Source organism: Haloferax larsenii (assembly GCF_024730625.1).
In the GTDB taxonomy this organism is placed as follows: Archaea; Halobacteriota; Halobacteria; order Halobacteriales; family Haloferacaceae; genus Haloferax; species Haloferax larsenii.
Genome location: NZ_CP078064.1, coordinates 248,255 through 274,295 on the forward strand (window position 1 = coordinate 248,255; position 26,041 = coordinate 274,295).

24 protein-coding genes and 1 pseudogene are annotated in these 26,041 nt (G+C 57.1%); 14 read left to right on the forward strand and 11 right to left on the reverse strand.

Annotated features, from left to right (window positions below; translation table 11 throughout):
• Positions 1 to 56: 56 nt before the first annotated feature.
• A complete protein-coding gene (locus KU306_RS17025) occupies positions 57 to 662 on the reverse strand; it encodes a class I SAM-dependent methyltransferase (protein ID WP_258303491.1) in 606 nt (201 codons plus the stop codon).
• Between the two features lie 155 nt (positions 663 to 817).
• Here KU306_RS17025 and KU306_RS17030 point away from each other — a divergent pair, with 155 nt between their 5' ends.
• A complete protein-coding gene (locus tag KU306_RS17030; RefSeq protein WP_258303492.1) occupies positions 818 to 1,141 on the forward strand; it encodes a DsrE family protein in 324 nt (107 codons plus the stop codon).
• Positions 1,142 to 1,172: 31 nt separating this feature from the next.
• On the opposite strand, the gene KU306_RS17035 is transcribed toward KU306_RS17030, so the two are convergent.
• Positions 1,173 to 1,907 carry a helix-turn-helix domain-containing protein gene (locus tag KU306_RS17035; protein ID WP_258303493.1) on the reverse strand — a complete coding sequence of 245 codons (735 nt, stop codon included), beginning with the start codon at positions 1,905 to 1,907 and terminating at the stop codon, positions 1,173 to 1,175.
• A gap of 88 nt (positions 1,908 to 1,995) precedes the next feature.
• Here KU306_RS17035 and KU306_RS17040 point away from each other — a divergent pair, with 88 nt between their 5' ends.
• Positions 1,996 to 3,108, forward strand: a complete 1,113-nt coding sequence (locus tag KU306_RS17040; RefSeq protein WP_258303494.1) for an MBL fold metallo-hydrolase — start codon at positions 1,996 to 1,998, stop codon at positions 3,106 to 3,108.
• A 3-nt stretch (positions 3,109 to 3,111) separates the two neighbouring features.
• On the forward strand, positions 3,112 to 4,404 hold the full coding sequence (locus tag KU306_RS17045; RefSeq protein WP_258303495.1) for an MFS transporter: 1,293 nt from the start codon (positions 3,112 to 3,114) through the stop codon (positions 4,402 to 4,404).
• Positions 4,405 to 4,628: 224 nt separating this feature from the next.
• On the opposite strand, the pseudogene KU306_RS17050 reads toward KU306_RS17045, so the two are convergent.
• Both KU306_RS17050 and KU306_RS17055 read right to left on the reverse strand, forming a co-directional pair.
• A pseudogene (locus tag KU306_RS17050) lies at positions 4,629 to 4,937 on the reverse strand (DUF8013 domain-containing protein).
• 120 nt (positions 4,938 to 5,057) lie between these two features.
• Positions 5,058 to 5,822: a pirin family protein gene (locus KU306_RS17055; protein ID WP_258303496.1), complete on the reverse strand. Its 765-nt coding sequence runs from the start codon at positions 5,820 to 5,822 to the stop codon at positions 5,058 to 5,060.
• A 312-nt stretch (positions 5,823 to 6,134) separates the two neighbouring features.
• On the opposite strand from KU306_RS17055, the gene KU306_RS17065 reads away from it, so the two are divergent.
• Positions 6,135 to 6,854 carry an SDR family NAD(P)-dependent oxidoreductase gene (locus tag KU306_RS17065; protein ID WP_258303498.1) on the forward strand — a complete coding sequence of 240 codons (720 nt, stop codon included), beginning with the start codon at positions 6,135 to 6,137 and terminating at the stop codon, positions 6,852 to 6,854.
• 515 nt (positions 6,855 to 7,369) lie between these two features.
• On the opposite strand, the gene KU306_RS17075 is transcribed toward KU306_RS17065, so the two are convergent.
• From KU306_RS17075 to KU306_RS17085, 3 genes are all read right to left on the reverse strand, one after another.
• Entirely contained in the window at positions 7,370 to 7,726 is a 357-nt protein-coding gene (locus KU306_RS17075; RefSeq protein WP_258303500.1) for a DsrE family protein, read from the reverse strand.
• 222 nt (positions 7,727 to 7,948) lie between these two features.
• The gene (locus tag KU306_RS17080) at positions 7,949 to 8,443 is read right to left on the reverse strand and encodes an SRPBCC family protein (RefSeq protein ID WP_258303501.1); all 495 of its coding nucleotides are present in this window, start codon (positions 8,441 to 8,443) and stop codon (positions 7,949 to 7,951) included.
• A 108-nt stretch (positions 8,444 to 8,551) separates the two neighbouring features.
• A complete protein-coding gene (locus KU306_RS17085; protein WP_258303502.1) occupies positions 8,552 to 9,982 on the reverse strand; it encodes a dihydrolipoyl dehydrogenase in 1,431 nt (476 codons plus the stop codon).
• A 188-nt stretch (positions 9,983 to 10,170) separates the two neighbouring features.
• On the opposite strand from KU306_RS17085, the gene KU306_RS17090 reads away from it, so the two are divergent.
• Together KU306_RS17090 and KU306_RS17095 are read left to right on the forward strand one after the other, a co-directional pair.
• Complete coding sequence (locus tag KU306_RS17090; RefSeq protein ID WP_258303503.1) at positions 10,171 to 11,190, forward strand: succinylglutamate desuccinylase/aspartoacylase family protein; 1,020 nt, start codon at positions 10,171 to 10,173, stop codon at positions 11,188 to 11,190.
• Positions 11,191 to 11,375: 185 nt separating this feature from the next.
• Entirely contained in the window at positions 11,376 to 13,358 is a 1,983-nt protein-coding gene (locus KU306_RS17095) for a thiamine pyrophosphate-binding protein (RefSeq protein ID WP_258303504.1), read from the forward strand.
• 102 nt (positions 13,359 to 13,460) lie between these two features.
• Here KU306_RS17095 and KU306_RS17100 read toward each other — a convergent pair whose 3' ends face one another.
• Positions 13,461 to 14,399 carry a DUF3179 domain-containing protein gene (locus tag KU306_RS17100; protein ID WP_258303505.1) on the reverse strand — a complete coding sequence of 313 codons (939 nt, stop codon included), beginning with the start codon at positions 14,397 to 14,399 and terminating at the stop codon, positions 13,461 to 13,463.
• Positions 14,400 to 14,511: 112 nt separating this feature from the next.
• Here KU306_RS17100 and KU306_RS17105 point away from each other — a divergent pair, with 112 nt between their 5' ends.
• From KU306_RS17105 to KU306_RS17125, 5 genes are all read left to right on the forward strand, one after another.
• Positions 14,512 to 15,243: an NAD(P)H-hydrate epimerase gene (locus tag KU306_RS17105; RefSeq protein ID WP_258303506.1), complete on the forward strand. Its 732-nt coding sequence runs from the start codon at positions 14,512 to 14,514 to the stop codon at positions 15,241 to 15,243.
• Between the two features lie 94 nt (positions 15,244 to 15,337).
• Positions 15,338 to 15,703, forward strand: a complete 366-nt coding sequence (locus tag KU306_RS17110; RefSeq protein ID WP_258303507.1) for a hypothetical protein — start codon at positions 15,338 to 15,340, stop codon at positions 15,701 to 15,703.
• A 240-nt stretch (positions 15,704 to 15,943) separates the two neighbouring features.
• Entirely contained in the window at positions 15,944 to 16,672 is a 729-nt protein-coding gene (locus KU306_RS17115; protein WP_258303508.1) for a hypothetical protein, read from the forward strand.
• 127 nt (positions 16,673 to 16,799) lie between these two features.
• Complete coding sequence (locus KU306_RS17120) at positions 16,800 to 17,225, forward strand: hypothetical protein (RefSeq protein ID WP_258303509.1); 426 nt, start codon at positions 16,800 to 16,802, stop codon at positions 17,223 to 17,225.
• A gap of 185 nt (positions 17,226 to 17,410) precedes the next feature.
• Positions 17,411 to 18,304, forward strand: a complete 894-nt coding sequence (locus KU306_RS17125; RefSeq protein WP_258303510.1) for a sulfite exporter TauE/SafE family protein — start codon at positions 17,411 to 17,413, stop codon at positions 18,302 to 18,304.
• 21 nt (positions 18,305 to 18,325) lie between these two features.
• Here KU306_RS17125 and KU306_RS17130 read toward each other — a convergent pair whose 3' ends face one another.
• Entirely contained in the window at positions 18,326 to 19,687 is a 1,362-nt protein-coding gene (locus KU306_RS17130; protein ID WP_258303511.1) for a dihydrolipoyl dehydrogenase family protein, read from the reverse strand.
• A gap of 135 nt (positions 19,688 to 19,822) precedes the next feature.
• Between KU306_RS17130 and KU306_RS17135 the strand changes: the two genes are divergently transcribed.
• Positions 19,823 to 21,229: an FAD-dependent oxidoreductase gene (locus KU306_RS17135; protein WP_258303512.1), complete on the forward strand. Its 1,407-nt coding sequence runs from the start codon at positions 19,823 to 19,825 to the stop codon at positions 21,227 to 21,229.
• A 40-nt stretch (positions 21,230 to 21,269) separates the two neighbouring features.
• Here the strand turns inward: KU306_RS17135 and KU306_RS17140 are convergent, their stop codons facing one another.
• Positions 21,270 to 21,872 carry a helix-turn-helix domain-containing protein gene (locus KU306_RS17140; protein WP_258303513.1) on the reverse strand — a complete coding sequence of 201 codons (603 nt, stop codon included), beginning with the start codon at positions 21,870 to 21,872 and terminating at the stop codon, positions 21,270 to 21,272.
• 555 nt (positions 21,873 to 22,427) lie between these two features.
• Here KU306_RS17140 and KU306_RS17145 point away from each other — a divergent pair.
• Complete coding sequence (locus KU306_RS17145; protein ID WP_258303514.1) at positions 22,428 to 22,925, forward strand: hypothetical protein; 498 nt, start codon at positions 22,428 to 22,430, stop codon at positions 22,923 to 22,925.
• A gap of 86 nt (positions 22,926 to 23,011) precedes the next feature.
• On the forward strand, positions 23,012 to 23,695 hold the full coding sequence (locus KU306_RS17150) for a haloacid dehalogenase type II (protein WP_258303517.1): 684 nt from the start codon (positions 23,012 to 23,014) through the stop codon (positions 23,693 to 23,695).
• 51 nt (positions 23,696 to 23,746) lie between these two features.
• Here the strand turns inward: KU306_RS17150 and KU306_RS17155 are convergent, their stop codons facing one another.
• Entirely contained in the window at positions 23,747 to 26,011 is a 2,265-nt protein-coding gene (locus tag KU306_RS17155; RefSeq protein ID WP_258303518.1) for a methyl-accepting chemotaxis protein, read from the reverse strand.
• Positions 26,012 to 26,041: the final 30 nt, after the last annotated feature.

Genomic DNA, 26,041 nt, shown 5'->3' on the forward strand with positions numbered 1-26,041 from the left:
AGGGGTACTACAGGCTGTCGCCACCCCAAGCGGTGAACCGGTGGAAAATCGGGTGTTCAGACAAGTGGAGTCCCCACAACCGCGGAGATCGCTGCTGCCGTTGGATCAGAACTCTCGAAGACAGTCTCGTCGGAGATCCCCAACAAAAACTCTTGCTCGCCTTCAACGTATTCTAATATCGTTTCCGCCAATGCCTCAGAATCCCGGTGGGCCATCCGCTGGAAGTACGATCCTTCTCGCTGAAGGTTCGACTGAACGTACTCAGAGCGCGTGTTCAATACGAGTGCAACGAGAGTCCCATCGCTATCAAGCACGCGAGTCGCTTCCGCTAGTACTGCATCGACATCGGGAATGAATTCGAGTGTTGAGATGAAGACGACGGTATCGACGGATGCGGTTGCGATTGGGAGTGCTGTCGCATCGCCGAGTACGAACGATGCAGAGACTCGGTTACGGGCTGCATGGATCATCTCCTCCGATCGGTCCAAGCCAATAATCTCGTAGTCGAGAAAGCGCTCTTCGAGCGAACCAATACCGCACCCGACATTGAGAATACGGTCGTCTGCGGCAACGTGCTGTTTCACGTATGCGGCCTCTCGGTCCATGACTGCAGTCCCGAACTCGCTCTCACAGAATCGAATGAAGCTCTCGACATCACTCATACAATCACCGCTTCACGGATTAGGAGGTGATTCGACATCAGTCTGGTCACACCACTTTGGAGATGAGGTTGCGCTTCGCCATCATTGGTAGTCTCAATTCCTCTTGTTGGAGAATTACCACTGACGCTCAAGTCATTGTCTCACGAAGCTTTCGTATGAATCTCGGAATCATCTTAGAGACGAACGATCCTGAACGCGTCTGGAATGCTTTCCGTCTCGCGAACACAGCACTTGATGCAGACCACACGGTTGAGGTATTCCTCCTCGGCGACGGTGTCGAAGCACCGGATCTCGAACACGAGAAATTCAATCCCCACGGTGTAATGGTGAAATACACTCGGAATGGGGGAGAACTTCTCGCGTGTGGAACGTGTCTGGACTCCCGTGACCTCGAAGCGGACGACCTCAGACCAAGGGCGACGATGCAAGACTGCCTCGGCGTCGTCGAGGGTGCTGATAAGGTGCTCACAATCGGCTAACCGAAGCCCTGGCCGGTATGAAGACGTTCGGTTAGTCGGCAGCCCGCTCAGCTTGGCGAGTCTTTTCGACCTCTAATGGATCTGCCGTCGACGTCGCCGTCACCAGTCGCAGGAACTGCCCCGCGTTCGTGAGAATCTTGTTCTCGGCCTTCCGGAGGTGTTCTTCGTACGTCGACCGAGCGACAGCAGTCTGGTCGGCCAACTCCCTGAGCGACGTCTGCCGCGGTTGTTGGTAGTACCCGCTCTCTAACGCCAACCGGAGGGCCGCCATCTGTCGTTCGGTCACGCCTTCGAACAACTGGTCGACCGGAGCCAACATACTGTGTGGGATTCGCTGTGCTGTAATCGCCGTCTTCGAAAGCACCTCGATATCGCGGTCAGCCTCCAACTCGTGGAGAAGTTCTCTAATATCGCTCTCGTCGAACGCGATTACGGAGTAGTGTTCCCAACCCTGCCGATGAATCGTCGGTGGCTGGTAGAGACAATTGTGTGCTTCGAATCGTTCGATGATGGAGTCTTCCAGTGAGCACAGGCATGATTGCGTGACGACGTGGAGCCCAGTATCGTCGACTGACTCGTGAAGAACCGTTCCTAAGCGATCGATCTCGTCGAGGAGGTCGTCAGTCGGTGACCCCGGTGCAGTGATTTCGATCACCTGGCAGTCATCCAGATACCACTCACGAATCGTGAGATCTGGATGTCGCTCCGAAATCTCCCGGTACGGACACTCGTGTTTGACGCGAAACGACGCCTCGTAGAGACTCATACTGGTCCATTCGTCTATACAAAATTAACAGTACCGGTCATGTCCGGCATTGCATATATCCTATTACTTCCCATACGGAAGAACACTGATGTCGGATATTTCCCCCGAAGAACTTGGAGAACAACTGCAGACTGACGAAAACGGCCTGCTCGTAGTCGACATTCGCCACGAAGGAGAGTTCGACGACTGGCACGTCCCGGGTAGCGTCAACGTCAACGTCTACGACGAGTTGGCTGACGATCCTGACAAAGCCAAGGACGCGCTTGCGGGCCTCCCCGAAGAGAAGGAGATAGTTACCGTCTGTGGTGCAGGAATCGCCGCAGAGACGGCAACGGACGTCCTCCAAGAGATGGGCTACACCGCGGCGACACTCGAAGATGGGATGAACGGGTGGAGTCGCGTGCACCGCCATGCGGCGGTCTCTGTCGACCTCGATGGAACGCTCGTTCAGGTCGCACGACCGGGGAAAGGCTGTCTTTCACACGTACTCATTTCCGATGGTGAAGCTGCTGTCTTCGACCCATCACACTACCTCGAAGAGTACGAAGCGATTCTCGACGAGTACGACGCCGAACTCGTCGGTGTCTTCGACACCCACGCCCACGCCGACCACGTTTCGGGCGCTGCAGAACTGGCCGACCGTCACGACGTCCCCTACTACCTCCACCCGAAGGATGCACTGGCAATCGACGCGTCTCCCATCGACGACGAACAGACTGTCTCGGTCGGCAGCCTCAATATTGAGGTCATCCACACGCCGGGACACAGCGAAGGAAGCGTCTCGTTCGATATCGAGGAGGCGGTGCTGATTACGGGTGATACCCTCTTCCACGAGAGCGTGGGCCGCGTCGAACTCGGCGTCGAAGCCGGTATCGAGGATTCCAACGTCGAACAGAACGCCGCGACGCTGTACGAGAGTCTCCAGCGATTGCTCACCCGACCCGACGACACGCTCGTCCTCCCAGCACACGACCCCGGCTCACCGGAACCGCCAGTGACCGCAACACTGGGCGAGGTTCGAGAGCGGAACGACGACCTCGGCCGTGATCGCGAGGAATTCGTCCACGAACTCGCGTCAGACATCCCGGAACATCCCCCAAACTTCGAGCGCGTCAAGCGAACGAACGTGGGACAGGAATCAGTCCCCGGCGACGAGCTGGCAGAGCTCGAACTGGGTCCCAACAACTGCGCAGCGGAGTGATCGATGAGTACAGAAACTGACCTCAAACAGGGTATTCGCGAGCACCTCGGACAGTTCTCACTCCACGTCCTCCTGGTGTTCGCCACCGGGTTGACGATCGGTTCTGAGCGCGCCGTCGTGCCCGTGTTGGGTCGCGACGTCCTCGGCGTCGAGTCGCTGTTCGTCATCGGCTCGTTCGTCGTCTCATTCGGCTTCGTCAAGGCGCTGTTAAACCTCTACGCCGGCAAGTGGGGTAGTGAATACGGCCGCAAGCCCGTGCTCATCCTCGGGTGGGTGACCGCACTCCCCCTCCCGGTCATCCTCATCTTTGCCCCAAGCTGGGGGTGGATTACCGTCGGGAACATCCTGTTGGGCATCAACCAGGCGTTGACGTGGAGTATGGCTATCAACGCCAAAATCGACATCGCGGGGCCAGAGCAGCGAGGGCTCGCCGTCGGTATCGACGAGGCGTTCGGGTACAGCGGCGTCGCCGTCGGGGCGTGGGTGACGGGCATCATCGCTGCCCAGACGAGTCTCCGCCCCGAACCGTTCTACTTCCTCGCCATCGTCGTCGTGCTGGCGTTCCTCATCTCGGTGTTCCTCATCAAAGAGACGGTCCAACTCGCGAAAGCAGAGATAGACGACGAAGACCACCACGACGCGAACCTTCCGTTCAAAGAAGTGCTGAAGCGGGCGACGTACGGCGACAAGACGCTGTTCGCCGCGGCACAGGCAGGTCACATCGAGAAGTTCGTCGATACGCTGTTTTGGCTCGCCGTCCCGCTGTATCTCACGAGTCAGGGCGTCGGCATCGCAGCAGTCGGGTTCGTCGTCGGCGTCCACAGCGCGATGTACTTCCTCCAGATTGCGACCGGTGGACTCGCGGACCGAATCGGCCGTCGTCCGCCCGTGATTGCGGGGATGTTCCTCACTGGTGCGGGCGTCCTCGGGATGGTGCTCGTCGACGGCTACGTCCTGTGGGCCGTGCTCTCCGGCGTCTCTGGCCTCGGGATGGCGTTGCTCTACCCGAATCTGATGACCGTCCCCGGCGACGCGGCCCACCCGACGTGGCGGGCGACTGGCATGGGCGTCTACCGCATGTGGCGTGACTCGGGGTACGGCGTCGGCGCAATCCTCATCGGCCTCTCGATGGAGTTGCTGAACGCGGAGGCCGCATTCTACATGACCGCCGCCCTGATGTTCGTCTCCGGGGCCATCGTGGTCGTCTGGATGGAAGAGACCCACCCCGAGTTCGGAACCCACGAACCGCCTGCTCCTGCGACAGAAACTCCAGCCCAGACGGTCGCTCAAGACTAACCTACGGAACGTAACGGCCGTGGGTAACATGGGACCGTCTCATTTCTGATGGGAGGGATTAAGCGATACACATATCTACTACTCTGATTTTTACCAAAATATGGAAGAGAAGTTGACCGATTTTCTGGTTGCATCTGTTCAGATAACTGCTGCTATTCGGGCTTAGGACCCTATCGTTTCCGGAGAAGCCAAATCAGAAAGCAGATGACTCACCACCTGATTTGTCACCGGAGTTCATTCGGTTCTTCTACGAAGCCAACCGTGACGAGATACTCGAGGAACTCGTTGGATCGGTCAACGTCACTGGGTGTGTCGGTCGCAAGATAGCTGGCCCACTCGGTCGCCCACAGGAAGGCAGGACCGGAACCCTCCCTTGCCGTGAACCCCTGCGCGCCGCTTTCAGCACGCCGAGCGGATTCTTAGGTGGGTCCATACTCGCCAGCGAACGGGTCAGCGACCGGACCTCCTCGGGAACATCGCGCGTGTACTTCGTCGAACTGCGTGTTCACGATATCGACAGGGCTCTCGTTGATCGAGACGTCTCTCGGTTAATGTTGTTGACTCACGGGAATCACCTGACTGCGGGGACGTCTACTGAAACCCTCTCCCTCTCAGGGGGGCCAAAAACCAACCACAGCTGGGACGCTGGTGTCTCAGCGGCCGATGGTACCCTGGCGCGTGACCGGCGCGTCGGGATTGATGCTGAACGCGACGATGGTGGCGTCCTCGGTAGCTGTGACGACCACGCCCTCGTCGCCCGTCACGAGTGCACTCTCGGTGAACCCAACCGGCTCATCGCCGATTTCGACAGCCCCGTCGAAGACGTACAGGTAGGTGTGCCACCCCGGTCGGGACGGGAGCGTGGTCGTGGCTCCGGCGGCGAGTCGGCAATCGTAGAAGTCGACGTCATTACGAACGTACAGCGGGGCGTCGGTGCCCTCGGGACCGAACAGGTGGCGCCACTCACCGGCGACCGGGCTGGGAACCGGTTCGTGCTGGATGCCGGGGTCGAGGTCGAAGCTGTGCGGGCGGACGAAGATCTGGAGCATCCGTAGCGGCGGGTCGTCGGCGAGCGTCTCCTCGGCGTGCCAGAAGCCGCGGCCGGCGTTCATCACCATCAGGTTGTCTGGATCGGTGACGAGTTCGTTGCCCTGGCGGTCGTCGTGGCGCATCACGCCTTCGGGGACCCACGAGATGATCTCCTCGTTGCGATGCTGGTGCATCCGGATGAACGTCCCCGGGTCCATGAACGACTCGACGACGGTCGCGAGCGGGCCGTACCCGTGGTCGTCGTGGTCGGGGACGGCCCAGCCAGGGAAATTGAAGTGGATCCGGAATTTGCCCTGGTTCTGCGAGACATCCGTCCGCGGCGCTGTGTAGATGCGAGATTGTGTCTGTGCGGAAGGCGATTCGTCCATTACCCTTTGTAGTCGCTCACCCGGTAAATGGGTTCTGCGCGACGGGTCCTGGCTTCGTGCTGGGGGACTAACTGGCTGCCCTGATAGAGACCCTTGCTGAGGGACACGGTGACGAGATCGATGCTGTGGCCCGAGAGGTGAAACCGTGTGAATACTGTGTGACGCAGCACTACGAGGAGTTCGTCGTTCGGGAATTGCTCAATCGCGTGCCCATCGACCTCGGCGAGAGTGGTGAACTCGCTGCCCGGCTGTCGACCGAGCAGTAAGCGATTTGTCACCACGGTTTTGCCGGTCCGGTACGTAGCTCGGTCCATGACGCGGACAGCAGTCATCGCAGGTGTCGGTCCAGGACTCGGTGAATCGCTTGCCAGAAAATTTGCAGCCGAGGGTTGTCAGGTTGCCCTGTTCGCTCGGTCGGGAGACTACATCGACGAACTCGCCGAGAATCTTCCGGATCCCGGTGAGGGGCTTGCTGTCCAGACTGACCTCACCGACGTAGACCAGATTCGAGATGGGTTTGAGGCGGTTCGCGAGGCATTCGGGCCGGTCGATATCCTCGTAAACCACGCCAGTGCCGCCTCATGGAAGGGGCTCATGGACGTGGATGTTGCAGAATTCGAACAGGCGTGGGCGGTCAACGGGCGAGGTGCGTTCGTCTGCTCGCAGGAAGCCGTTGGCGACATGCTTGAGACGGGCAGAGGGACGGTCATCTTTACAGGCGCGACCTCGGCGGTACGGAGCCTCGGAGGAGCGATCGGGTTTACAGCCGCAAAGTTCGCCGCCCGCGGAATGGCGATGGATATGGCCCAAGAGTTCGGCCCTGAAGGGATTCACGTCGCTCACGTCGTCATTGACGGTCAGATCGACACGCCGGGCGTTCGTGACCGGTTCCCCGACCGGGAGGCCAAGACGTTCCTCGATCCAGACGAGATGGCCGAGACCTACTGGCACCTCGTCGAACAGGACAATGTCAGCACCCAGCCATTCGAGGTCCACATCACGAACGGACCCCAGAACTCCGAGTTCATCTAACCGGCACCCAGTTGAGATACGCACCGGTTGTGCTTGATGAGCACGACTCACACTGCCGGTTTTCGCTGCTGTTCGTCACTCCGCCTGTGCACCGACGTTACACCGTCGCTTATCAGTTATTTTGGGTGAGCGCGAGTTTGCGTATATGTCCAATCAACAGGAAGCACATTCGGATACTCCAACACCGTTGGAGGAACTTCCACCCAGTGCGAAGCTCGTCGCAAAAACTCTCGAATATGAAGGAGACCTGACGCAGTCGCAACTGGCTGACGAAACGATGCTTCCGAGTCGGACAGTTCGCAATGCAGTCGCTCAACTGCAGCGCGAACGAGTCATTACCGCGCAGATATCGTTCAGAGACGCGAGACAGAAAGTTTACTCGCTTATAACAACTGAGGCCCTACGCACTGAATAGGAACCACCGAGAGCGACTAGGGAACGTGAACGGTCAAAAATCGGTTGGGGGAGAGGAGCGGTAGTCTGGTTGGAGGACTGCTTGACCAGTTCTGTACGATTCAGAACGTGATGACTTCGTAGCCGTCGTTGACGAGAGACCGAACACTGGGATGCCCGTCGTGGTCGTCGAGCGTCACAACACCCGCGTCAGCAACTGCATCTTCGACGCCGAACGCACCAGCACAGTAGTCACAGGCCGAGGCCTGTTCGCTAACGGCTTGGTAGAGTTCGTAGTAGTCTGCTTCCTCGTCTTCCAGCTTTGGGATCCACTGCGTGCCAGCACCATCGAAGATGAGTTCTACTTCGTCATCCTCGGCTTCGGCGAATTCTTTGGCAGTCTCGAGAGCATTTACAAGTCGACCAAGGTTTGCGTGTCCTTCGGTTCCTGCAAGAACCATGACAGCTGCTTTCGTCATTTGCATTTTTTGTAACTACACCCACTACAATAACCTCGTTGTGGGTGTGTAATTGGACTGCGGATGCGCCTTCGATTTATATTCGTACCAGATGATTTGACCGTCAAGATTAGCTACAACCACCGAGTTTAGCTCTACAGGTGGATATTGCCAAGTGCCCCTTCTTTGGCCCCAACCTCGAAGTGGGTCACCACTATGTGCTGGTGAACCGACTCGACGTGATCACTCACTTGCAACTTCGGTTGACACGTCTCCGTCTTTCATCTGGGGCCGGGAGAGAACGTGTGATTCGAGACCACCGAGAACCTCTTCGAACGTCTCCCGGAACTTCGACTTCATCATCATTTTCGCCATTACCCACCCGACAGGGCCGTACTTCGGAGTGAACGTTGCGCGCATCGTAACAGTGGTTTCGTTTTCACCGACCTCTTCGACTGACACCTCGACGATGTTCGTCTTGAGAGGCATCTCCCCAACATCGATGAAATCGACGATATAACTCGACTCAGGTTCGTACTCGATTATTCTCTCTTCGATTCGACCCCCATCGGAAAATACGCATTCTCTTGTCGCTCCCTCACCGGTGTCGGGGCCGTCAATAATCCCTGATACCTTCACGTTTGGGTTGTATTTCGAGACACCTCCAAAATCGTCGAGAACTGGCCAAACCTCACCACGTGATGCGCCGACGGTTTTGCTAACACTGACTGTGTGCATGAAGAGAGAGACACGTCGATGAGTCATAACCCCGCTTAGGTGGTGCAGTTCACTTGCACACGCCCTCTTCAAAATCTGAACCGTGGAGAATCGATTGGACTGGCTGTGTCAGTGTGAGTGACGATTGCTCCCTCCACGGGAGAATTGTCCAGAAAACGCTCGCTGGACGACTTCTGAGAGGGCAGGGTGGATGTGCACTGATTGGCGGATGTCACGTACCGTCCCCGACCCGGTTTTCATCGCCACGACGACTTCCTGGATGAGGTTCGAGGCGTCCGGGCCGATGATGTGGCATCCCAGTATCTCACCGTCGAGGTCGATGATGACTTTCACGAACCCTTCAGCTTTCATCGCGCTCCCGCGTGCCGTCTGGTCGAATTGATACGTTCGAGTCGCGTACTCGACGCCCGCCTCTTGGAGTTCTTCTTCGTGAGCACCGACACCTGCTACTTCGGGAGAGGCGAAGACGGCGAATGGCATCGCCGAATAGTCTACTGCCTGGCGTTCGTCACCGAAGATGTTTCGAGCGACTGCCTGTGCTTCGTGGTTGGCGCTGTGTTTCAGGAGATACTCTCCAACGATGTCGCCGAGTGCCCACACCCCCTCTGCGGATGTCCGAAGGTACTCGTCAGTTTCAACGAACCCTCGGTTATCCGTCTCGACACCTGCTGCATCGAGGTTGAGCGTGTCTGAATTAGGAGTGCGTCCAGCAGCCACGAGGAGTGTATCCCCTTCGACACGGACAGGTTCACCTTCCTGTATCCCACCATCTTCTCCGTATTCATATGGATGCGCTTCGACAGTCACTGTCCCGTCGGTCTCTGAGACTGCTGTCGCTGCGTGTCCAGTATGGACCGTAAATCGATCTGCGTATCGTTCAGTGAACGCTTCTGCAACCTCGGAATCAGCTTCTGGCAAGAGGTTCGGTCGCCGTCCGATTATCGTCACGTCACTCCCGAACGTCCCAAAGAAGTGACCCAGTTCGGCTGCAATATACCCTCCACCAACGATTACGAGGTGTTCTGGCGGTGTCTCTAATTGGAGGGCTTCGGTGCTAGTGAGATACGATACGTCGTCGATGCCATCGATGCCGGGAATCGATGGACGCGTGCCAGCAGCAATCAAAACAGTCTCGGCACGAATACGAGTACCATCATCCTCTCCGCCCACGATTTCGACAGTTCGGTCGTCGACGAACCGTCCTTCACCGTGGTACAGGTCGTGACTCGACGAAGAGCTCAAGCCACGGCGAATCGACTCTGAGTCCGCATTCACGTCTTCGTTGACCTCGCGGACGATTTCAGCGAATTCGACATCGTTCACGTCTGCATCGATGTGGAACTCCCCAGCACGTTCGATCGTTTCTTTCACTTCGGCGTGGTAGAGCAACATCTTCGACGGGATACAGCCTCGGTTGAGGCATGTTCCTCCGAGTGGCCCCTTTTCGACGACTGCAACAGAGAGGCCTTGATTGGCGGCGACGTTCGCAACGTCGAGACCTGAACCGGACCCAATAACTAAGAAATCGACTTCTTCCATGTAATCTCAATCGATGGACACACATAATAATCAACTGTCGGTGTGCCATTCGCTTACCATTCCGTAGTCGTGGCCCATGATAACACCCAAACGGGCGAACGTCGCACGAACGCATCGCCGGGCGTGCATCTTGCACGCCCGACTGACTGAACCGCTATCGCGGTTCGACGCTAAGACTCACCGTTCGAATGTCAAATAAACAAAAACCATTTGTGTACGACGGGGGTGTCGTCGAACCAGGGGAGACGGCGAATCTGCGGTTCCCCGTGAGCGAGACGTACCTCGGTGAGCCAGTTCGCATTCCTGTGACGATAATTGTCGGGTCGGAACCCGGGCCGACAGCATTTCTCTCTGCGGCCATCCACGGCGACGAACTGAACGGCATCGAGGTCGTCCGCGAGGTGGCTCACGAGTGGGACCTCTCAGGTCTCCACGGCACCCTCGTCTGTCTCCCCGTTCTCAATCCACAAGGGTTCGTCACCCAGCAACGCTACCTCCCCATATACGATCGAGATCTCAATCGCTCGTTTCCCGGCGATAGGGGCGGAACCAGCGCAAGTCGCCTCGCACGCGCCGTCTGGACGAACTTCATCGAACCCTGTGACTTCGGCCTCGACTTCCACACCTCGACGCGCGGGCGGACTAATATGTTTCAGGTTCGCGCGGATATGGCCGACCCGGCGGTGGCCAGACTGGCCAACGCGTACGGGACGAATTTAATCATCTCTGGCGAGGGGTCGTCCGGGATGCTCCGTCGGGCGGCGTCCGAAGCGGGCATCCCAACCATCACGCTTGAGATGGGCGAGGCCCACCGCTTCGAGCGAGAGTTCATCGACCATGCACTCGATGGCGTTCGGAGCGTCCTCGCCGAGTACGCGATGCTTCCACAGGAGACAGTCCACTGGCCTGGATGGCGGACCGTCATCGAGGACGGTGATGAAAAGACGTGGCTCCGGGCCGACACCGGCGGCATCATCGAAATGGCCTCCGAGCGCGGTGACCTCGTCCACGAGGGTGAGGTGATCTGTACGATATCGAATCCGTTCAAGAGCGAGTCTGTCGACGTGCGTGCACCCTTCACTGGACTGCTCGTCGGTGTCCTCGCCAATCCCGTCGTCTACCCGGGAAACCCCCTCTGTCACTTTGTCGCGCTCGACGAGAAAGTTGAGCGCATCATCGAACTAAATCGCGGGGAGTCACACGGATGAGTGGGTAACGTGTCCCAGCGCCCGTCGCCCACAGACCGCTGTTCGTCGTCCGAAACCACCACCTGTTGTTCGAGCGTCAGTGGACTGGCCGCGAAAATAATCAAGATGGGTGGTTTGAGGCTTCACCTCGAGGGAATTCACCTGTGGAGAGGGTTATATCTCCTGTCAGTGAGTAAATGGTATTGATGACGAACGACACAGCCCCTGACGACGACGGTCTGCAGTGGTACCGGGCGCTCGGTCCTGACGAACTTCCGGAGAGACGCGTGACTGCGGTCACCTGCGGCGGAACGACAGTCTGTCTGACCCACTACGACGGTCAGTATGCGGCTATCGACAACGCCTGCCCCCATCAGGGTGGGCCGCTAGGCGAGGGGTCCATCGAGAACGGCCTCCTCCGGTGTCCGTGGCACGGGTGGGATTTCGACCCGCTGACCGGGCAGTCGCCTGGTGACCACGACGACTGCGTCCTCATCTACGACGTCGAAGAACGCGCTGACGGTATTTACGTCGGCTTCCCAGCAGACGAACCCCGCGAGCGGACCGTCTCCGACGTGATGGTTGAGACGATGACAAACTGGGGGATCGAACACGTCTGGGGTATCGTCGGTCACTCGAACCTCGGATTAGCAGACGCTTTCCGCGAGGCCGAGTCGCGAGGCGACCTCTCGTACTACGGAGTCAGACACGAGGGGGCGGCGTCGTTTGCAGCCTCTGCGTACGGAAAGCTGACGGGGCGACCGGCGGCCTGTTTCTCCATCGCCGGCCCAGGGGCGACCAACCTCCTCACGGGGCTGTGGGACGCAAACGTCGACCGTTCACCCACCCTCGCTCTCACCGGGCAAGTCGCTACACAGGTCCTCGGGACAGGGAATTTTCAGGAGGTCGACCTCGAAGCGGCTTACGGCGACGTCGCACTATTCGAGCAGACCGTCCTCCCGAGTAGCGACCACGCCGAACTTATGACACGTGCGGCGAAGACGGCGATTTTGGAAGGCGGCGTCTCCCACCTCATCTTCCCGGACGAGGTTCAGACCATATCTGCCGCCAGCGCAGAGGTGGGTGGTCCGGACGGGCGTCTCACCCGACGAGATATTGCTCCGCCCGCCGCCTCCGTCGAAGAAGCTGTCGACCTGCTCTCGAGCGCCGAGCGACCGCTAATAATCGTCGGCCACGGCGCGCGTTTCGAGATGGAGCAGGTGGTCGAGCTCGCCGAACGACTCGACTGTCCGGTGGTGACGACGTTCAAAGCGAAGGGTCAGCTCTCTGACCATCACCCGCTTGCCGGAGGCGTCCTCGGGCGGAGCGGGACGCCAGTCGCGAGTCATTTCATGAACGAGTCCGACCTGCTGGTTGTCTTCGGCGCGAGTTTCTCGAACCACACAGGAATATCAGAGTACAAGCCGACGATACACGTCGACCGAGACCCGATGGTACTGGGCAAACACCACGCCGTCGACGTTCCGGTGTGGGGAGACGTGGGTGTCGCCGCCGGCCAGTTCACCGAGCACCTCAAGGATAGTCTCGCCGCAAAGAGTCAGCGTGCCGAGGTAGCCGATAGATGGGACATCTGGCGCGAAGAGAAGGCGACTCGGCGGGCACAGCCGGCCGAACGGGGCGTCAACTACGCGACAGTGTTCGACGCGATGAGCCGCCTCCTACCCGACGACGCCATCCTCCCGGTCGACGTCGGCAACAACACCTACGCCTTTGGTCGGTATTTCGAGTGCGCCGACCACACGGTACTCATGTCGGGCTACCTCGGCTCTATCGGGTTCGCCTTCCCAGCAGCGCTCGGCGCATGGGCAGCGACACAGGAACCCAATTCACCGTTCGCCGAACGTCCGGTCGTTTCGGTGTCCAGCGACGGCGGTTTCGGCCAGTACATGGGCGAAGTGACGACGGCCGTCAAGTACGATATGGACCTCACACACGTCCTCCTGACCGACAACGAACTCGGGAAAATCAGCAAGGAACAGCGCGATGGCGGGTGGCCCGTGTGGCAGACTGATCTGGTGAACCCGGACTTCGCTGCCTACGCCGAAAACTGTGGTGCGCTCGGCGTCCGCGTCGAATCCCCCGATGAATTGGAGGACAAGCTGACCGAGGCCCTCGACCACGAGGGACCGGCACTCGTGGAGGTACTGACGGACACGAACCCGGTGTGATTGCGGTTGGGTATTGGTTGACAACATTATCGCTTGCGATGGGACCTCAACGTGTCTCACCCACACCGGTGACTAGTACGAACTGTTCGGTGACTCGTATGTCTAGAGTCCATAAAAACTGTCTCGCCCGTGGTCGTCTTGCCACGCAAACGCGTACATTCGTCTAGCAGGAAGCCGTAACAACTGCCGTCCGTTGTCACTTTGACCCGTCATCGGATCCCACGAGGAGTGGTCAGCGTGCAGTGTCTCATCTCGCAATTCGAAATCGAATCCAGGGTTTTCGAAGGCTGTGACCCCGTGGGTCGACGAGACGACGAGTATATCGACACCACCGACGGTATCGGTAACTACCCCTCCTTCCGCTTCGACGATAGAGAGTGGGTATCCAACTGCTTCACCGTCGAACGTGACACCGAGTACAATCGTCTTCGCATCGATATCGTCACGATACCACGTTCGCTTCGGCCCTTCGCCACGCATTTCTCGCAATCCAAAGTCCGTGGCCCTCTCGTACCGGTCATATGGTGACATATCGTAGGCGACTTGTGGTGACTGCCCCCTGGGGTCGTGTTCTCCGCCGTAGACAGGTTGCAGTACAAGCCCGTCCGGGTATTCAGATTGGAACTTCGACCAGGACAGTAATGGTGCAGGAAGAGCGGTGAGTTCGGTGCCTTCGAAAGCCCCACTAATCGACCTCCCAAGTGGTTGTTTCCACTCTGACTTGGTTTCTCGGTCGTACATTACGAGTGCGTCGTCGGCGAGCTTTCCAGAAGTCCCAAACGTCAGGGTACGTCCCTCAACATTCCGTTCGAAGACGACGGCACTTCCACAAATTGGACACCACGTCACGGCAATTGGTGTCCCATCAACGACGTCGTTGACTATCTCGTGGTAGCTGAGAATCCGAATCGGATACGCCCGTGACGGGTTCCCCTCAACGACGACAACCGCGTCGTCACCATCGCCAAAATAGTCAGTGTCGAACGTCGGTGAGTCGATGCTCGGGATGGCATCGCGAGGGAGTACGTCTAGGACGTCCATGTACACAACAGGTGACCGCCACTGATGAATTCTGGGCCGATACGGTTTTGGTCGGTCGTCGGACGAGCGTTGTACCCCACGTTGTATGTGTTGTCGCATCTAACCCGTGACCATGGTACCACCGTTGTTTAGAACACCGACGGGACAAGAAATACCAGCAGTGACCGCAGACGAGATGCGAGACGTCGACTGCGTCGCTGTCGAAACGGTCGGGTTACAAATATTACAGATGATGGAGAACGCAGGGCGAGCACTCGCCTGGCACGTACGCGACGTCCACACACGAGGCGATGGTACAGCGGTCGTAATCGCAGGAAATGGTGGAAACGGAGGCGGTGGGTTAGCCTGTGCACGTCATCTAGCAAATCGTGATATTCCGGTCAGTGTTGTATTGGACAGACACGCGGACGAACTGACTGGTGCTGCTGCGCACCAACATGGAATTCTAACTGAGATGGACATACCGATCCAGACAGACACCCAAGAACTCTCCAACTCTGAGGAGGGAACTGTCATCATCGACGCACTCATTGGCTACGGGTTGCGTGGGCGGGTTCGGTCTCGTGCTAGTACGCTGATTGAATGTATGAATTCCCACCCGGGAAAAGTCGTCTCTCTCGACGTTCCGTCGGGTATCGACTCGACGACTGGTGAAACACTTGGATCTGCTGTAGACCCAACTCGAACTGTTACGCTTGCCCTCCCTAAGACAGGCCTCGACGGAGTACCGGGCACAGTCTTCCTCGCCGACATTGGAATCCCCTACACAGTGTATGAACGACTTGGGATTGAGTATCACTGCCCCTTCGACGAAGCTGATTGGGTCCGAATCAGCGTTGATTGACGTGATAGACGGCCTACTACGGTGAGTTGTCGGTCGTGTGTTTCGAATACACACGCTGAACGGTTACTTATGGTAACCCTTCCTATATTGGTGTATGACCGAACAAGACGAAAGTGGCCAGAAGAGTGCGTGTTCCTCGACGAACTCGTTCAAAGACCACGGAATTGCGGATGCAACCTCGCTCGTCACGGACACCTATTACCGTCTCCGTGCTGCCGAGCAGACGGGGTTCTCGACAGATGAAGCGTTCTTCGACAGACTCGAATCGGCGTTCATCTGGGCGTACCTCAGTAGCGCCGACGAAGCGGGTATCCCCGACCACGTCCAGTTTGCAATCGAGGACGCACGTGAACTGACCCGAGACGAGTTCACTGAGATGCCAGACGCCGATCTACGGACCGACGTGCTTCCGGCGTTCTATAGGCGGCTTGCTGGGTTCCACTGCGTCTATCGCGACTGAGTGGGAGTCGGTAGACTCGTCCATATTCGGTTTGCAGACCCTTGCGATTCAGAACACGAGAAATTTCAGAATGACCTCCTGTAGATGAGACCAAACACTTCACACTCTCGTACGCAACGCACGCAGAATCATTTGGCGAACCTCAAGACGGCGACCGCTGATCTCTTTTCACAGGAGTTTGCTCTTTCGACTGGGCATGCAACCGCCTTTTTGAGTGGCTGTTTATTTGCACCCTCGTTGTTGACGTTCTGGTTCGTCAACGGCCTACTCGACTTTTCGACGGCACTCGCCCTCGGAACAGTGGTTTCACCGGCGGGCCTCCAACTTCGTCTCGTCGCCTATCTGTTGCTAGTCCCGACGTTTCTGGCACTTCGAGCAACGATCCACCTCACACACCCGGCACATCGGGAACAGGTCCTCTCGGGGTCGTGTCCACGAAACGAGTTTCTGAGCCTCGACTGGTTCAGTGTTGGAATCCTCGCGACTGGACTACCACTGTCGTTTCAGGAGTTCGGGCCGTGGATCGGAATGAACGCCGTCCTCCTAGTTGGTCTACTTATTGTTCCGAGAATCGCCACCCCCAGAGCCGCGAACGGAGGCAAACTGGTGGTGATAATAGTTGGACCACTGCTGTTTCTGTACGCAAAGTACGGTGAGTTGTTTACCTGGATGCCCGCACCTGCGACGACACTCGGTCCGATAGCGACGAGTACATTTTCGGACTCGACGACCCAAATGTTCTTGCAGGCGACCAATAGTCTCCTCATCGGTCCGATTCTCGTCGCTCTGTTTGCTGTCGTGATGAACTACGTGCTGACGCACCCAGAAATCAAAGATATTCCACTGATTCGGTATTCACTTCCAAAGCGTGATCCGAATCGGGTTGTCGCAACCAGTGCAATCCTCGGTACTGTATTCTATTTGCTTGTCGTGGCCGCAGCAACGGGTTCGCTACGATTGCTTCCGTAGCTGTCCACCGATTTCGACCCGGTGTCGTGTTTCATTTTCAGCTGTCGGCGCCTTTCGGTGATGTGCGCCAGTACCCAACTACCGCGCCGTAGTTTAATAAGCATCTGACGTTTGAACAAACGAAATCATGGCATCCTTAATTGCCGGGTTAGCAGGCGGCGTCGTCGCAACGATCGTAATGACTATCCTGATGATGGTAATGGGCGATGGTGGACCGCCGCCGACGGCACGTCTCGTGGCGAAGTTCGCTGGTGGAGACCCTGAAGACTATGCGATGCCGGGGATGGTGTTACACATACTGTATGGAGTCATCGCTGGCGGTGTCTTCGCTGTGGGCGTTCCATTGCTTGGGCTCAGCCTCAGTTCCATCGTCGTTGCTGCCGGACTTGGCCTCATCTTCGGCCTCGTCCTGATGGTCGGCGGGATGATGTTCTGGATGCGAATGGTCATCGGGATGGAGCCGAACCGCGACATGATGATGATGTTCGGCACAGTCCACGTCGTCTATGGTGTCGTCCTCGGTGCGTTCCTCGGTGCTGGAATCCTCGCGTAAAGACTGTTAGACAGTTTCCCGTTCGGGCCCAATGCTGATCCAGAGCGTCTTGATTTGGGTTCGTTTCACCACCCTTCGATAATGCAGAACAAACCGTTCGATATGCTACTGAATAGTTCGAGAAGCCAGACAGCCCGTTTGACAGACAGTGAGTACAGTACGAGATGGAGTCAGGAGACCAGCGCATGGTCCTGACAGTAACTGCGATAGCACTCGCAGATTTCCCTGTCGAGCAGTTCCTCGCACACTGGTGGGTGTTTCCGGTCTCGATTCTATTTTCGATGATCGCACTCTCGTCGGGAGTCTCAGGAGCGCTGTTTTTCAGTCCGTTCTTTATGTTGGTCGTCGGTCTTTCACCGTCACAGGCGATTGGGGCCGGATTGATGACCGAAGTATTCGGCATGGGGAACGGGCTGTTGAACTACGTCCGGCAGCGTGTCGTCGATTATGCGACCGCAAAATGGCTTCTGGTCGGTGCAGTACCGACAGTCGTCGCCGGGGCGTTCGCCGCTCACTACGTGCCCACCACGTTGCTGACAATCCTGTTCGGCGTCGGGTTGCTCGGCCTCGGTGGGTTCCTCGTATTGTACGACCCACCCGAGAAATGCGTCCCTGGAGAGCGAGAAGGGAAATATCTCAAAGCGAAGAACTCGGGGCGAGGCGAGACCACCATCGAAACGACCGACGGTGAAACGTACACATACGACACCTGTTGGCGGGTTCCCGGTGTCGCGATGGCGGGTGCAGGAGGGTTCGTTACTGGCCTCATCAGCGCTGGGCTTCCCGAAGTGACGACGACACAGCTGATCGTTCGATGTAGGCTCCCACCGCGTGTTGCAATTGCAACGAGTGTGTTCGTCCTCGCGATTGCAGCGGTCGCGGGTGCCGCTGTTCACGCCCTCGCAGCAACTCCTGTGTGGTACGTCGTCGCGTGGTCGATTCCAGGAGTTTTGATTGGTGGGACGGTTGGCACCCGTGTTGGAAAACACGTCCCAAGCGAGATTATGGAACCCGCGCTCGGTGTCGTATTCACACTCGTTGGGATGATTGTCCTCGGGAGTGAGCTAGCGACGTTCTGAGACGCCGAAAAAGTGGTCTTCTCAGTTGAACACGTCTTTGAACGCTGATTCGACGACCTTACTCAACGTCGGGTGAGCGTGGATAGTGTCTGCGACGTCGTCGACACTGAGTCCGTGTCTCATGGCTACGACGACTTCGTGGAGTAAAGTCGACGCTTCGTAACCGATTACGTGTGCACCTCGAATCTCGCCGTCTGGTGAGGCGAGAACTTTGAAGAACCCATCGTCGAGTTTTTTCGCCCGCCCCATCGACGAATCCGCGAATGCTGCTCGACCGACGACGTACTCATCACCCTCCTCTTGGAGTTCCTCTTCGGTGACTCCGACGCCGGCAATCTGTGGCTCGGTGAATATCGCGTGAGGCATCGCAGAGAGGTCGAGGGCCTTCCACTCATCATGGACGACGTTCGCAACGGCATGTCGAGTCTCGTAGTCACCTGAGTGTTTGAACAACGCGTTACCTGCGACGTCACCCTGTGCCCACACGTTCTCAGCACTCGTCTCAAGGTACTCGTTCGTCTCGATGAAGCCGCGGTCGTCGACGTCGACGCCTGCTGCGTCCAGCCCTAATTCGTCGCTGTTCGGCCGGCGACCAAGTGCGACGAGTACCTCGCTCCCCTCGACGGTGATCTCGTCACCAGATTCTGTCTCTGCGTGGACGGCGTAGCCATCACCATCTGCGTCGACAGCGGTGACTCGATGACCCGTATAGACATCGTGACGTTCGGCGGCAATCTCGGTGAACGCCGCGGCAACGTCGCCATCTTCTCGGGGGACGAGCGAGTCCATCATCTCAACGATCGTTACGTCAGTCCCGAGTGACTGGAACACGTAGCCCAGTTCGACCGCGATGTAGCCCCCGCCGAGGATAACGAGGCTCTCTGGGGGTTCTCGAAGATAGAGGGCATCCTGACTCGTGAGATAATCGATGTCCGAGAGACCGTCTATCGGTGGGACGATTGGCCGACTTCCCGTCGCGATGACGAACTTGTCGCCAGTGACGTGCTCTCCGCCGAGTGATACCGTTCGTTCGTCGACGAACTCGGTGTATTCTTTGAACAGTGTCAGATGTTCCTTTTCTCGGTATCGAGCCTCCATACCCTCCGATATCCCACCGAGGAGGCCGTCCATCTCGTCGACTACAGCCGCATAATCGATTCCATCGAGTGTAGCATCGACGTGGAATCGCTCGGCGTCTCTGACGTTATTCACCGCGTTCGCCGCTTGGATGAGCATCTTCGATGGATTACAGCCCCGGTTCAGACACGTTCCTCCCAACGGCCCTGGTTCGACCAACGCAGTATCGAGCCCAGCCTCGGCAGCCGCAGCTGCGACGTTGTTTCCTGTCCCACCGCCGATGACGATGACGTCAAAATCAGCCATGTGTACCGTATAGACGACACGTTCAGTAATGAACCCCGTGCGGTGGTTCACTACACTTGCACGGACGTCGGGTGATGTGGGAATCCACGTACACACCCGGACTGCGTTTATATCAGTACCAGCCGAGGTTGACGTATGAGTACGTTCGTTGTCGTTGGCGGAGATGCCGCAGGGATGTCTGCAGCGAGTAAGGCAAAGCGTGACAATCCTGACCTCGATATCGTCGTGTTCGAACGAGGCGAGTGGGTCTCGTACGGTGCCTGCGGCCTCCCGTACTACATCAAAGGTGAGATTCAATCACTCGAAGACCTGGTCTCGGTTACGCCGGAACAGTTCAGAGAGGAACGGGATATTGACCTCCGAACTGGACACGACGTCGTCGATATCGACCCCGAAACCCGAACCGTAACTGCTCGCTCTTCTGACGGTGACGTCGTTCAACCCTACGACCACCTCCTAATAGCGACTGGCTCGACTGCGGTGACGCCACCAATCGATGGCATCGACCGAGAGGGAGTCTACACACTTGGTTCGATGTCGGACGGGAAAGAACTCCGTGAATACGTTTCCCGCGCTCGGAGTGATGGGAATCTTCAACAGCCTGACCGAGGACCAGCCTGCCACTTCCTCGAAACGTGTAATGGTCCGATCGGAATCGTTGGTGGAGGATACATCGGTGTCGAGATGGCTGAAGCCTTGGCGGCGAACGATTTCGAAGTCCATCTCTTTCAGCGTGGAGACCGTATCCTGAAGCAGTTCAGTAAGGCAACGAGTGAGACAGTTCTCGAACATCTCCACGAGCAAGACGTGGCAGTGTACCTCGACACTGAAGTGCGTGAACTAGCCGGTGAAGAGTCCGTCGAAGCTATCGTGACGAACGAAGAGCGAATTCCCGTCGAGATGGTACTCGTTGGGACCGGTGTTCGCCCACGAACAGAACTCGCAGAAGCTGCTGGCGTCGAGCTCGGTAAGACGGGTGCAATCGCAACCGACCCATATCGGGAGACGAACATTCCCGACGTGTACGCAGCAGGTGATTGTGCCGAGGCAGCGCACGTGGTTACAGGTGAGCCAGTGTACATCCCACTCGCATTGACCGCGAACCGTCATGGTCGAGCGATTGGGCAGACTGTCGCAGGCACCCCAACAATGGGTGGGGGTGTTGCGGGGACCGCAGCGGTGAAAGCGTTCGATATCGAGGCCGCACGAACTGGGCTGCTTCATCAAGAAGCCCTCGATGCCGGGTTTGAACCGCTAACAGAGACTATCACGGCCAAATCTCGCGCTGGGTACTACCCTGAAGGAGGAACAGTCCAAGTGACGCTTACCATCGACCGCCCTACAGGACGAGTACTCGGTGGAAGCTTCGTCTCCGAATACGGTGAGGGTGCCGTCCATCGAAGCCACGCACTCGTCGGTGCCGTCACCGAGGGAATCACCGTTGAAGAACTCTCGAATTACGACCTCGCCTACGCACCACCGTTCAATACAACGTGGGATCCCGTGTTGACCGCGGCGAAGGTGCTCGATAGCAAACAGTAGGCTTGGCCAGACTTCTGAATTTTTGAACCCGTTTTCGGAGTCAGTCGTCGAGTGAGGACTCCCAGAACACGTCTGGGAGATCGCGATTGGAGTTCGATTCGAGATAGTCTTTTTTCGTCACGTTCGCCTGTTCGATTAGCGATGCAGCTTCGCCTGCCCAAATATAAAAACCAACGAGAGTATCTCGGCGCATCCGTTCGAGGTCGACTGAGTGATAGACGTTGACGACGCCACCCGCTTCTCGGTTCAATTCCGAGCGACGAAGGAGACCGAGTTCAGATAATTTGTTCAGGTATCGAGTGACTGTACTGCGGTCGTATCCGAGTTCAGTCGCAACTTCGTTGGCCGATAGCGGACCTTCTCCGATGACACATAGACAGATATCCAGTGCTGCTTTCGGAAGCCCAAACGCTTGCAGCAGGACCTGTCTCACGTCGGGCGACTTGATTCGCATCTCGACGTCGGTGACTCGTTGCATCGGTTCACCGTGACAGGACATCGGCGGGTCGTCGTTCCCGATAGTGAGGATGACGTTGTCACAGTCGGGACATGAACACTCGAGGACATCGTAGTGGCTCGACGACGGGTCGTAGGCGACTTCTTCGGAGTCAGACGTAGATTTCGAACGTTGTTCGTTAGACATTAGGGTTCGGGTTCTCCATTGGTGACGGTGACGTGAAGTCAGTTACGTGGGCGTCGTTCTTATTGGTCTCGGTCTTCGCACGCATCGATGACGACGATCTCAGCAGGGTCGATCTCGAGAAGTTCTTCTCCTGTAATCGTCACTCGAACTCGACCGTTCGACCGATTGTGTACCAGATTACACGCTTCGAGTGCATCAAGGTGGGTCTCGACAGTTCGCCTATCGGTGTCGAGTGCCGACGCAAGTGACCCGACAGTGGTCGTCTCTCTCGGTGTGGCACTACTTGATTCAGCAAGGTACTCAAATACTTCTCGTCTCGTCAGGGCCATATCTCTGAACCGGGGGTTTGGATTCGGTGGACGGACTGTTGTCCCCTCAGTAGCGCGGCTTTCATTGCAATATCTAATCCCCAAAACGGTGGACTTGGTAATATCGGTAGTGCGTGTGTGCAATCGCACTACACGGGGCGAACCGAATAATTTGATAACTGTCCGTGTAAGTCGGTTGCACTTGCTGCCAATGTTGAAGTATATGAACGGAACAGTTGCGGTGTAGATGGATACAACAGACAGTTCTGAACCAACGTGGGGGGAGGAACAAAGCCCGACGCGGGGGCTCTCATATATCGGCGCAGCGCTCACAGTCATCGTCGCTGGGAATCACATTCTGAGTCCGGATCACGGTCTCTTCAAACTGTTCGCCATTCTCAGTGCGGACCCTGGGCTACTCGTTTTTGACCCGCGTCCTGCTGCGTTCGTTCTTTCCGGAGTTGCGTTACTGGTCGGCCTCTCACTGAGCCGAAATGCACCCAACATCCGACCATATTACTTCGCAGGAATTCTTCTCGCAGTCACGTACATTGTCGGTTATTTTGCGTGGCATTTCACCGGTCACGGAGGGTTCCTTCCTGGTCGTGAACCACTTCTCCACGGGCTTTCCCCACTGGAAAACGTCATCGCTCATTTGACTGGCGACGTGTTTGCTGCACTCTCGAAGATAACCGAGGTTGCTCTGGTCGTGATCCTCGGCATTCTGTATGTGAATTCGAAGTAGGCAAGGCCAGATCGACTCGTCCGATTGTTCGAGTATCTTGCATTGCCACCGGAAAACTAAGATGGGGACACTCGTACCAAAACAGGATGTCGTTTGACCCATATCGTGTCTCGACGGTGACCTTCGATTCGTACAGTACGCTCGTCGACGTAGACGCCGCAGAACAGGCGCTGGCTGCTCGTGTCTCAAACCCAGAGCCTGTCTCGAAGCTGTGGCGAGCTCGTTCTCTGGAGTACACATTCGTCGCGAACCAAACCGACGCGTATCAACCATTCTACGAGATGAATCGAGATGCGTTACAGTACGCGCTCAACGCCCACGACGTCGAGATCGGAACCGAGGAACGAGACGAGATTCTCGCGGTCTACCACGAACTCGACGTGTTCGACGACGTTCGAGACGGGATCAAGCGTCTCCGAGATGGTGGGTACGAGTGTTACGTCGTCTCGAACGGGAATCCTGAGATGCTCGATTCGATGGTCGAACACGCGGATATCGAAGACATACTCACCGACACAATCAGCGCTGACGAAGTTCGAACATTCAAACCTGACGCTGAATTGTATCGACACGCAGCTGCACGGACTGGCACTCCTATCGACGAGATCGCACACGTCACGGCAGGGTGGTTCGATATCATGGGGGCGCAACACGCAGGGATGCAAGGTGTGTGGGTCGACCGTAAGGGCTCACCCTGGGAGACGTTTGGTGATGACCCCAACCTCACTATCGAGACGTTCTTCGAGTTGACAGAAGCACTCGGCGTTTGAACATCCTCCGTCGGGTGGTAAGCTAACCACCCTAACGGTGGAGTTTTTGTCTCAATTCGAACGGGTGGAGCTCACTCCCTCGCCATTACGGTCGAGAATCGAGTCGTGGTTGGCGCTCATATGATTAGTCGACGAGAGGGTCGCATCCGACACCGTAAACTCTTCGAGAACTGAACGGAGAATTTGCGCCCGGCTCTCGAGGTCTGTCGACGCTTCAGTGACTTCGGAAATCGTTCCAGTCTGTTGCTCCGCAGCGGAAACGACGTGTTCTGATTGACTGGCAGTCTCTTCACTAATGCCGGAGATTTCTTCGACCATGTCTGCAACCGCACCTGCAGAGGCAGCCTGATTAGCGGTGGCATCGTTGATTTCCTGGATACTCACGTCAGTCTCTTCGACGTAATCGACGATCTGTTCGAGATCTTCGACCGCCGCTTCGACAGTCTCGACACCATTCCCGAGTCGATTCGACGTCTCCCGTATTCGATCGACGGTTTCTCCGGTCTGTGATTGGATACGGTCGATTCGGTTCTCTATCGCTTCTGCAGAGTTTGCGGTCTCCTCAGCGAGGTTTTTGACTTCTTGAGCAACGACTGCAAATCCTTCACCTGCCTCCCCTGTTCGTGCTGCTTCGATAGACGCATTCAGCGCGAGGAGGTTTGTCTCTTGAGCGACTGAGGTAATGACTTCAGTTATATCTTCGATTTCCTCCATCTCTGCTGCGAGTGATTCGACCTCACTTCGAGTCTGTTCAGTCTCGCGTTCGATCTCGTTCATCTCCGTAGCTGCAGCCTCAGCCGCAGATCTCCCTTCGTCTCCAGCTTCGGCCGCCTGTTTAGATGTCTTCGCGACAGAGTCGACTGTGGCCGCAATTTCCTCAGCCGATGCAGACAGGGACTGTACCTCTCCAGCGACGCTACGGAGGTGTTCTGTCTGTTGAATCGCTCCATCCGAAATTTCGCCGACCGAAGCCGAGACCGATTTACTGGTGTCGAGAACCTCGTCTGCTCCGTCGTTGACCCGAACGGTCGCACTCGCGACATAGTTCGTAAAGTGAATTACGTCCTCGACTGTTCCTTCGACCTCGTCTATCATCGCGTTAAAGGCCTCGCCGATATCGGCCATCGCCTCGTTAGAACTCGTCGCGTCGACACGCTGGGTCAGATCACCGTCTGCGACTGCGCTCATCGTCCGTTCGTACGCAGCAGCCTTCTCTACCAACTGTTCGTTCGTCGCAGTCGTCTCGTGAATTGTCGCTCGGAGAGAATCCCGCATCGAGTCGAAGGCTGCGAATAACGACCCAAACTCGTCTTTCCTGGTCGATTCCATCGAAACGTCGAGGTCGCCGTCTGCCATTGCTGTCGCTTTCGACTCAAGTTCGCGGAGTGACGAGACGGCATCACGTCCGACTACAGCACCGATAATTCCGAGGGTGACGAGGGTGAGTCCCGCAAAGGCCAGAATCGAATCCGTGACCCGGTGACCCAGTGCGTACGCATTCTCTCGTGGGACGCGAACGACGACAGTCCACGGTGCTTCGTCCATCTGTGCGGCTGAGGCGAGCATCGTCTCGCCTTCGACGAACGATTCGCCTCCAGCGGCTGTTTGAGTTGCCTTCTCCGACTCTGCGATCTCTGTCGAAATCTTCGGCGGCTCTGGGTTGACCATATATCGGTTATCTTCGTTCACGACCAGCGTGGCTCCGCCGTCGACTGCCTGTGTGAATGATTCGGTTCGAGCAGCGAAGTTGACCATATACACCAACGCCTTCCCATCGCTGTTCGGAATTGGTGAGACAACCGCGACGACCGGGAACTCGGCCACAGGGACACGGAAGGGTTCAGAGACATAGACGTCGGTAGGGCTACTGAAAGACGGCGGGTCCGTCGCGAATGGCGCACCCATCTCACGAGCATTTACGCCCACGAGATCGTCGTTGGTACTCGTGACGAGTGTCCCCGTTTTCGTATCCAGATAGTGAATCGCGACGACACCATCCGGAACTGCACCCGTTTGCACCATCGACGAAAGGTGTCTTCGGACCGTGACAACATCGCCGGACTGTACGGCAACGTCGTCGGAGGTTGCAACAGTTTGTGTCTTTACTGCGGCGAGCCAGGTGTCGAGGTCAGCCGCTCGAACGTTTGCAGTCGTTACCAGGTCCGCTTCTACGTCTTCTCGAAGTTGCTCAGACGTCTGAACGTGAACGACACCTGCGAACCCAACAATTAATGCAACCACTACGAGGAAAGCAAGCCCAAGCTTCACTGCGTAGCGGCCACGGACGAAGTCTCCTAGTTCTCGAACGCTGCTCATTGAGTAGACTCAAAACGGACGTCTGTTTGA

Excerpts from the sequence above, each read along its gene's own strand:
- KU306_RS17025 (WP_258303491.1), bottom strand. The coding sequence starts at position 662 with ATGAGTGATGTCGAGAGCTTCATTCGATTCTGTGAGAGCGAGTTCGGG.
- KU306_RS17030 (WP_258303492.1), top strand. The coding sequence starts at position 818 with ATGAATCTCGGAATCATCTTAGAGACGAACGATCCTGAACGCGTCTGG.
- KU306_RS17035 (WP_258303493.1), bottom strand. The coding sequence starts at position 1,907 with ATGAGTCTCTACGAGGCGTCGTTTCGCGTCAAACACGAGTGTCCGTAC.
- KU306_RS17040 (WP_258303494.1), top strand. The coding sequence starts at position 1,996 with ATGTCGGATATTTCCCCCGAAGAACTTGGAGAACAACTGCAGACTGAC.
- KU306_RS17045 (WP_258303495.1), top strand. The coding sequence starts at position 3,112 with ATGAGTACAGAAACTGACCTCAAACAGGGTATTCGCGAGCACCTCGGA.
- KU306_RS17055 (WP_258303496.1), bottom strand. The coding sequence starts at position 5,822 with ATGGACGAATCGCCTTCCGCACAGACACAATCTCGCATCTACACAGCG.
- KU306_RS17065 (WP_258303498.1), top strand. The coding sequence starts at position 6,135 with ATGACGCGGACAGCAGTCATCGCAGGTGTCGGTCCAGGACTCGGTGAA.
- KU306_RS17075 (WP_258303500.1), bottom strand. The coding sequence starts at position 7,726 with ATGACGAAAGCAGCTGTCATGGTTCTTGCAGGAACCGAAGGACACGCA.
- KU306_RS17080 (WP_258303501.1), bottom strand. The coding sequence starts at position 8,443 with ATGCACACAGTCAGTGTTAGCAAAACCGTCGGCGCATCACGTGGTGAG.
- KU306_RS17085 (WP_258303502.1), bottom strand. The coding sequence starts at position 9,982 with ATGGAAGAAGTCGATTTCTTAGTTATTGGGTCCGGTTCAGGTCTCGAC.
- KU306_RS17090 (WP_258303503.1), top strand. The coding sequence starts at position 10,171 with ATGTCAAATAAACAAAAACCATTTGTGTACGACGGGGGTGTCGTCGAA.
- KU306_RS17095 (WP_258303504.1), top strand. The coding sequence starts at position 11,376 with ATGACGAACGACACAGCCCCTGACGACGACGGTCTGCAGTGGTACCGG.
- KU306_RS17100 (WP_258303505.1), bottom strand. The coding sequence starts at position 14,399 with ATGGACGTCCTAGACGTACTCCCTCGCGATGCCATCCCGAGCATCGAC.
- KU306_RS17105 (WP_258303506.1), top strand. The coding sequence starts at position 14,512 with ATGGTACCACCGTTGTTTAGAACACCGACGGGACAAGAAATACCAGCA.
- KU306_RS17110 (WP_258303507.1), top strand. The coding sequence starts at position 15,338 with ATGACCGAACAAGACGAAAGTGGCCAGAAGAGTGCGTGTTCCTCGACG.
- KU306_RS17120 (WP_258303509.1), top strand. The coding sequence starts at position 16,800 with ATGGCATCCTTAATTGCCGGGTTAGCAGGCGGCGTCGTCGCAACGATC.
- KU306_RS17125 (WP_258303510.1), top strand. The coding sequence starts at position 17,411 with ATGGTCCTGACAGTAACTGCGATAGCACTCGCAGATTTCCCTGTCGAG.
- KU306_RS17130 (WP_258303511.1), bottom strand. The coding sequence starts at position 19,687 with ATGGCTGATTTTGACGTCATCGTCATCGGCGGTGGGACAGGAAACAAC.
- KU306_RS17135 (WP_258303512.1), top strand. The coding sequence starts at position 19,823 with ATGAGTACGTTCGTTGTCGTTGGCGGAGATGCCGCAGGGATGTCTGCA.
- KU306_RS17140 (WP_258303513.1), bottom strand. The coding sequence starts at position 21,872 with ATGTCTAACGAACAACGTTCGAAATCTACGTCTGACTCCGAAGAAGTC.
- KU306_RS17145 (WP_258303514.1), top strand. The coding sequence starts at position 22,428 with ATGGATACAACAGACAGTTCTGAACCAACGTGGGGGGAGGAACAAAGC.
- KU306_RS17150 (WP_258303517.1), top strand. The coding sequence starts at position 23,012 with ATGTCGTTTGACCCATATCGTGTCTCGACGGTGACCTTCGATTCGTAC.
- KU306_RS17155 (WP_258303518.1), bottom strand. The coding sequence starts at position 26,011 with ATGAGCAGCGTTCGAGAACTAGGAGACTTCGTCCGTGGCCGCTACGCA.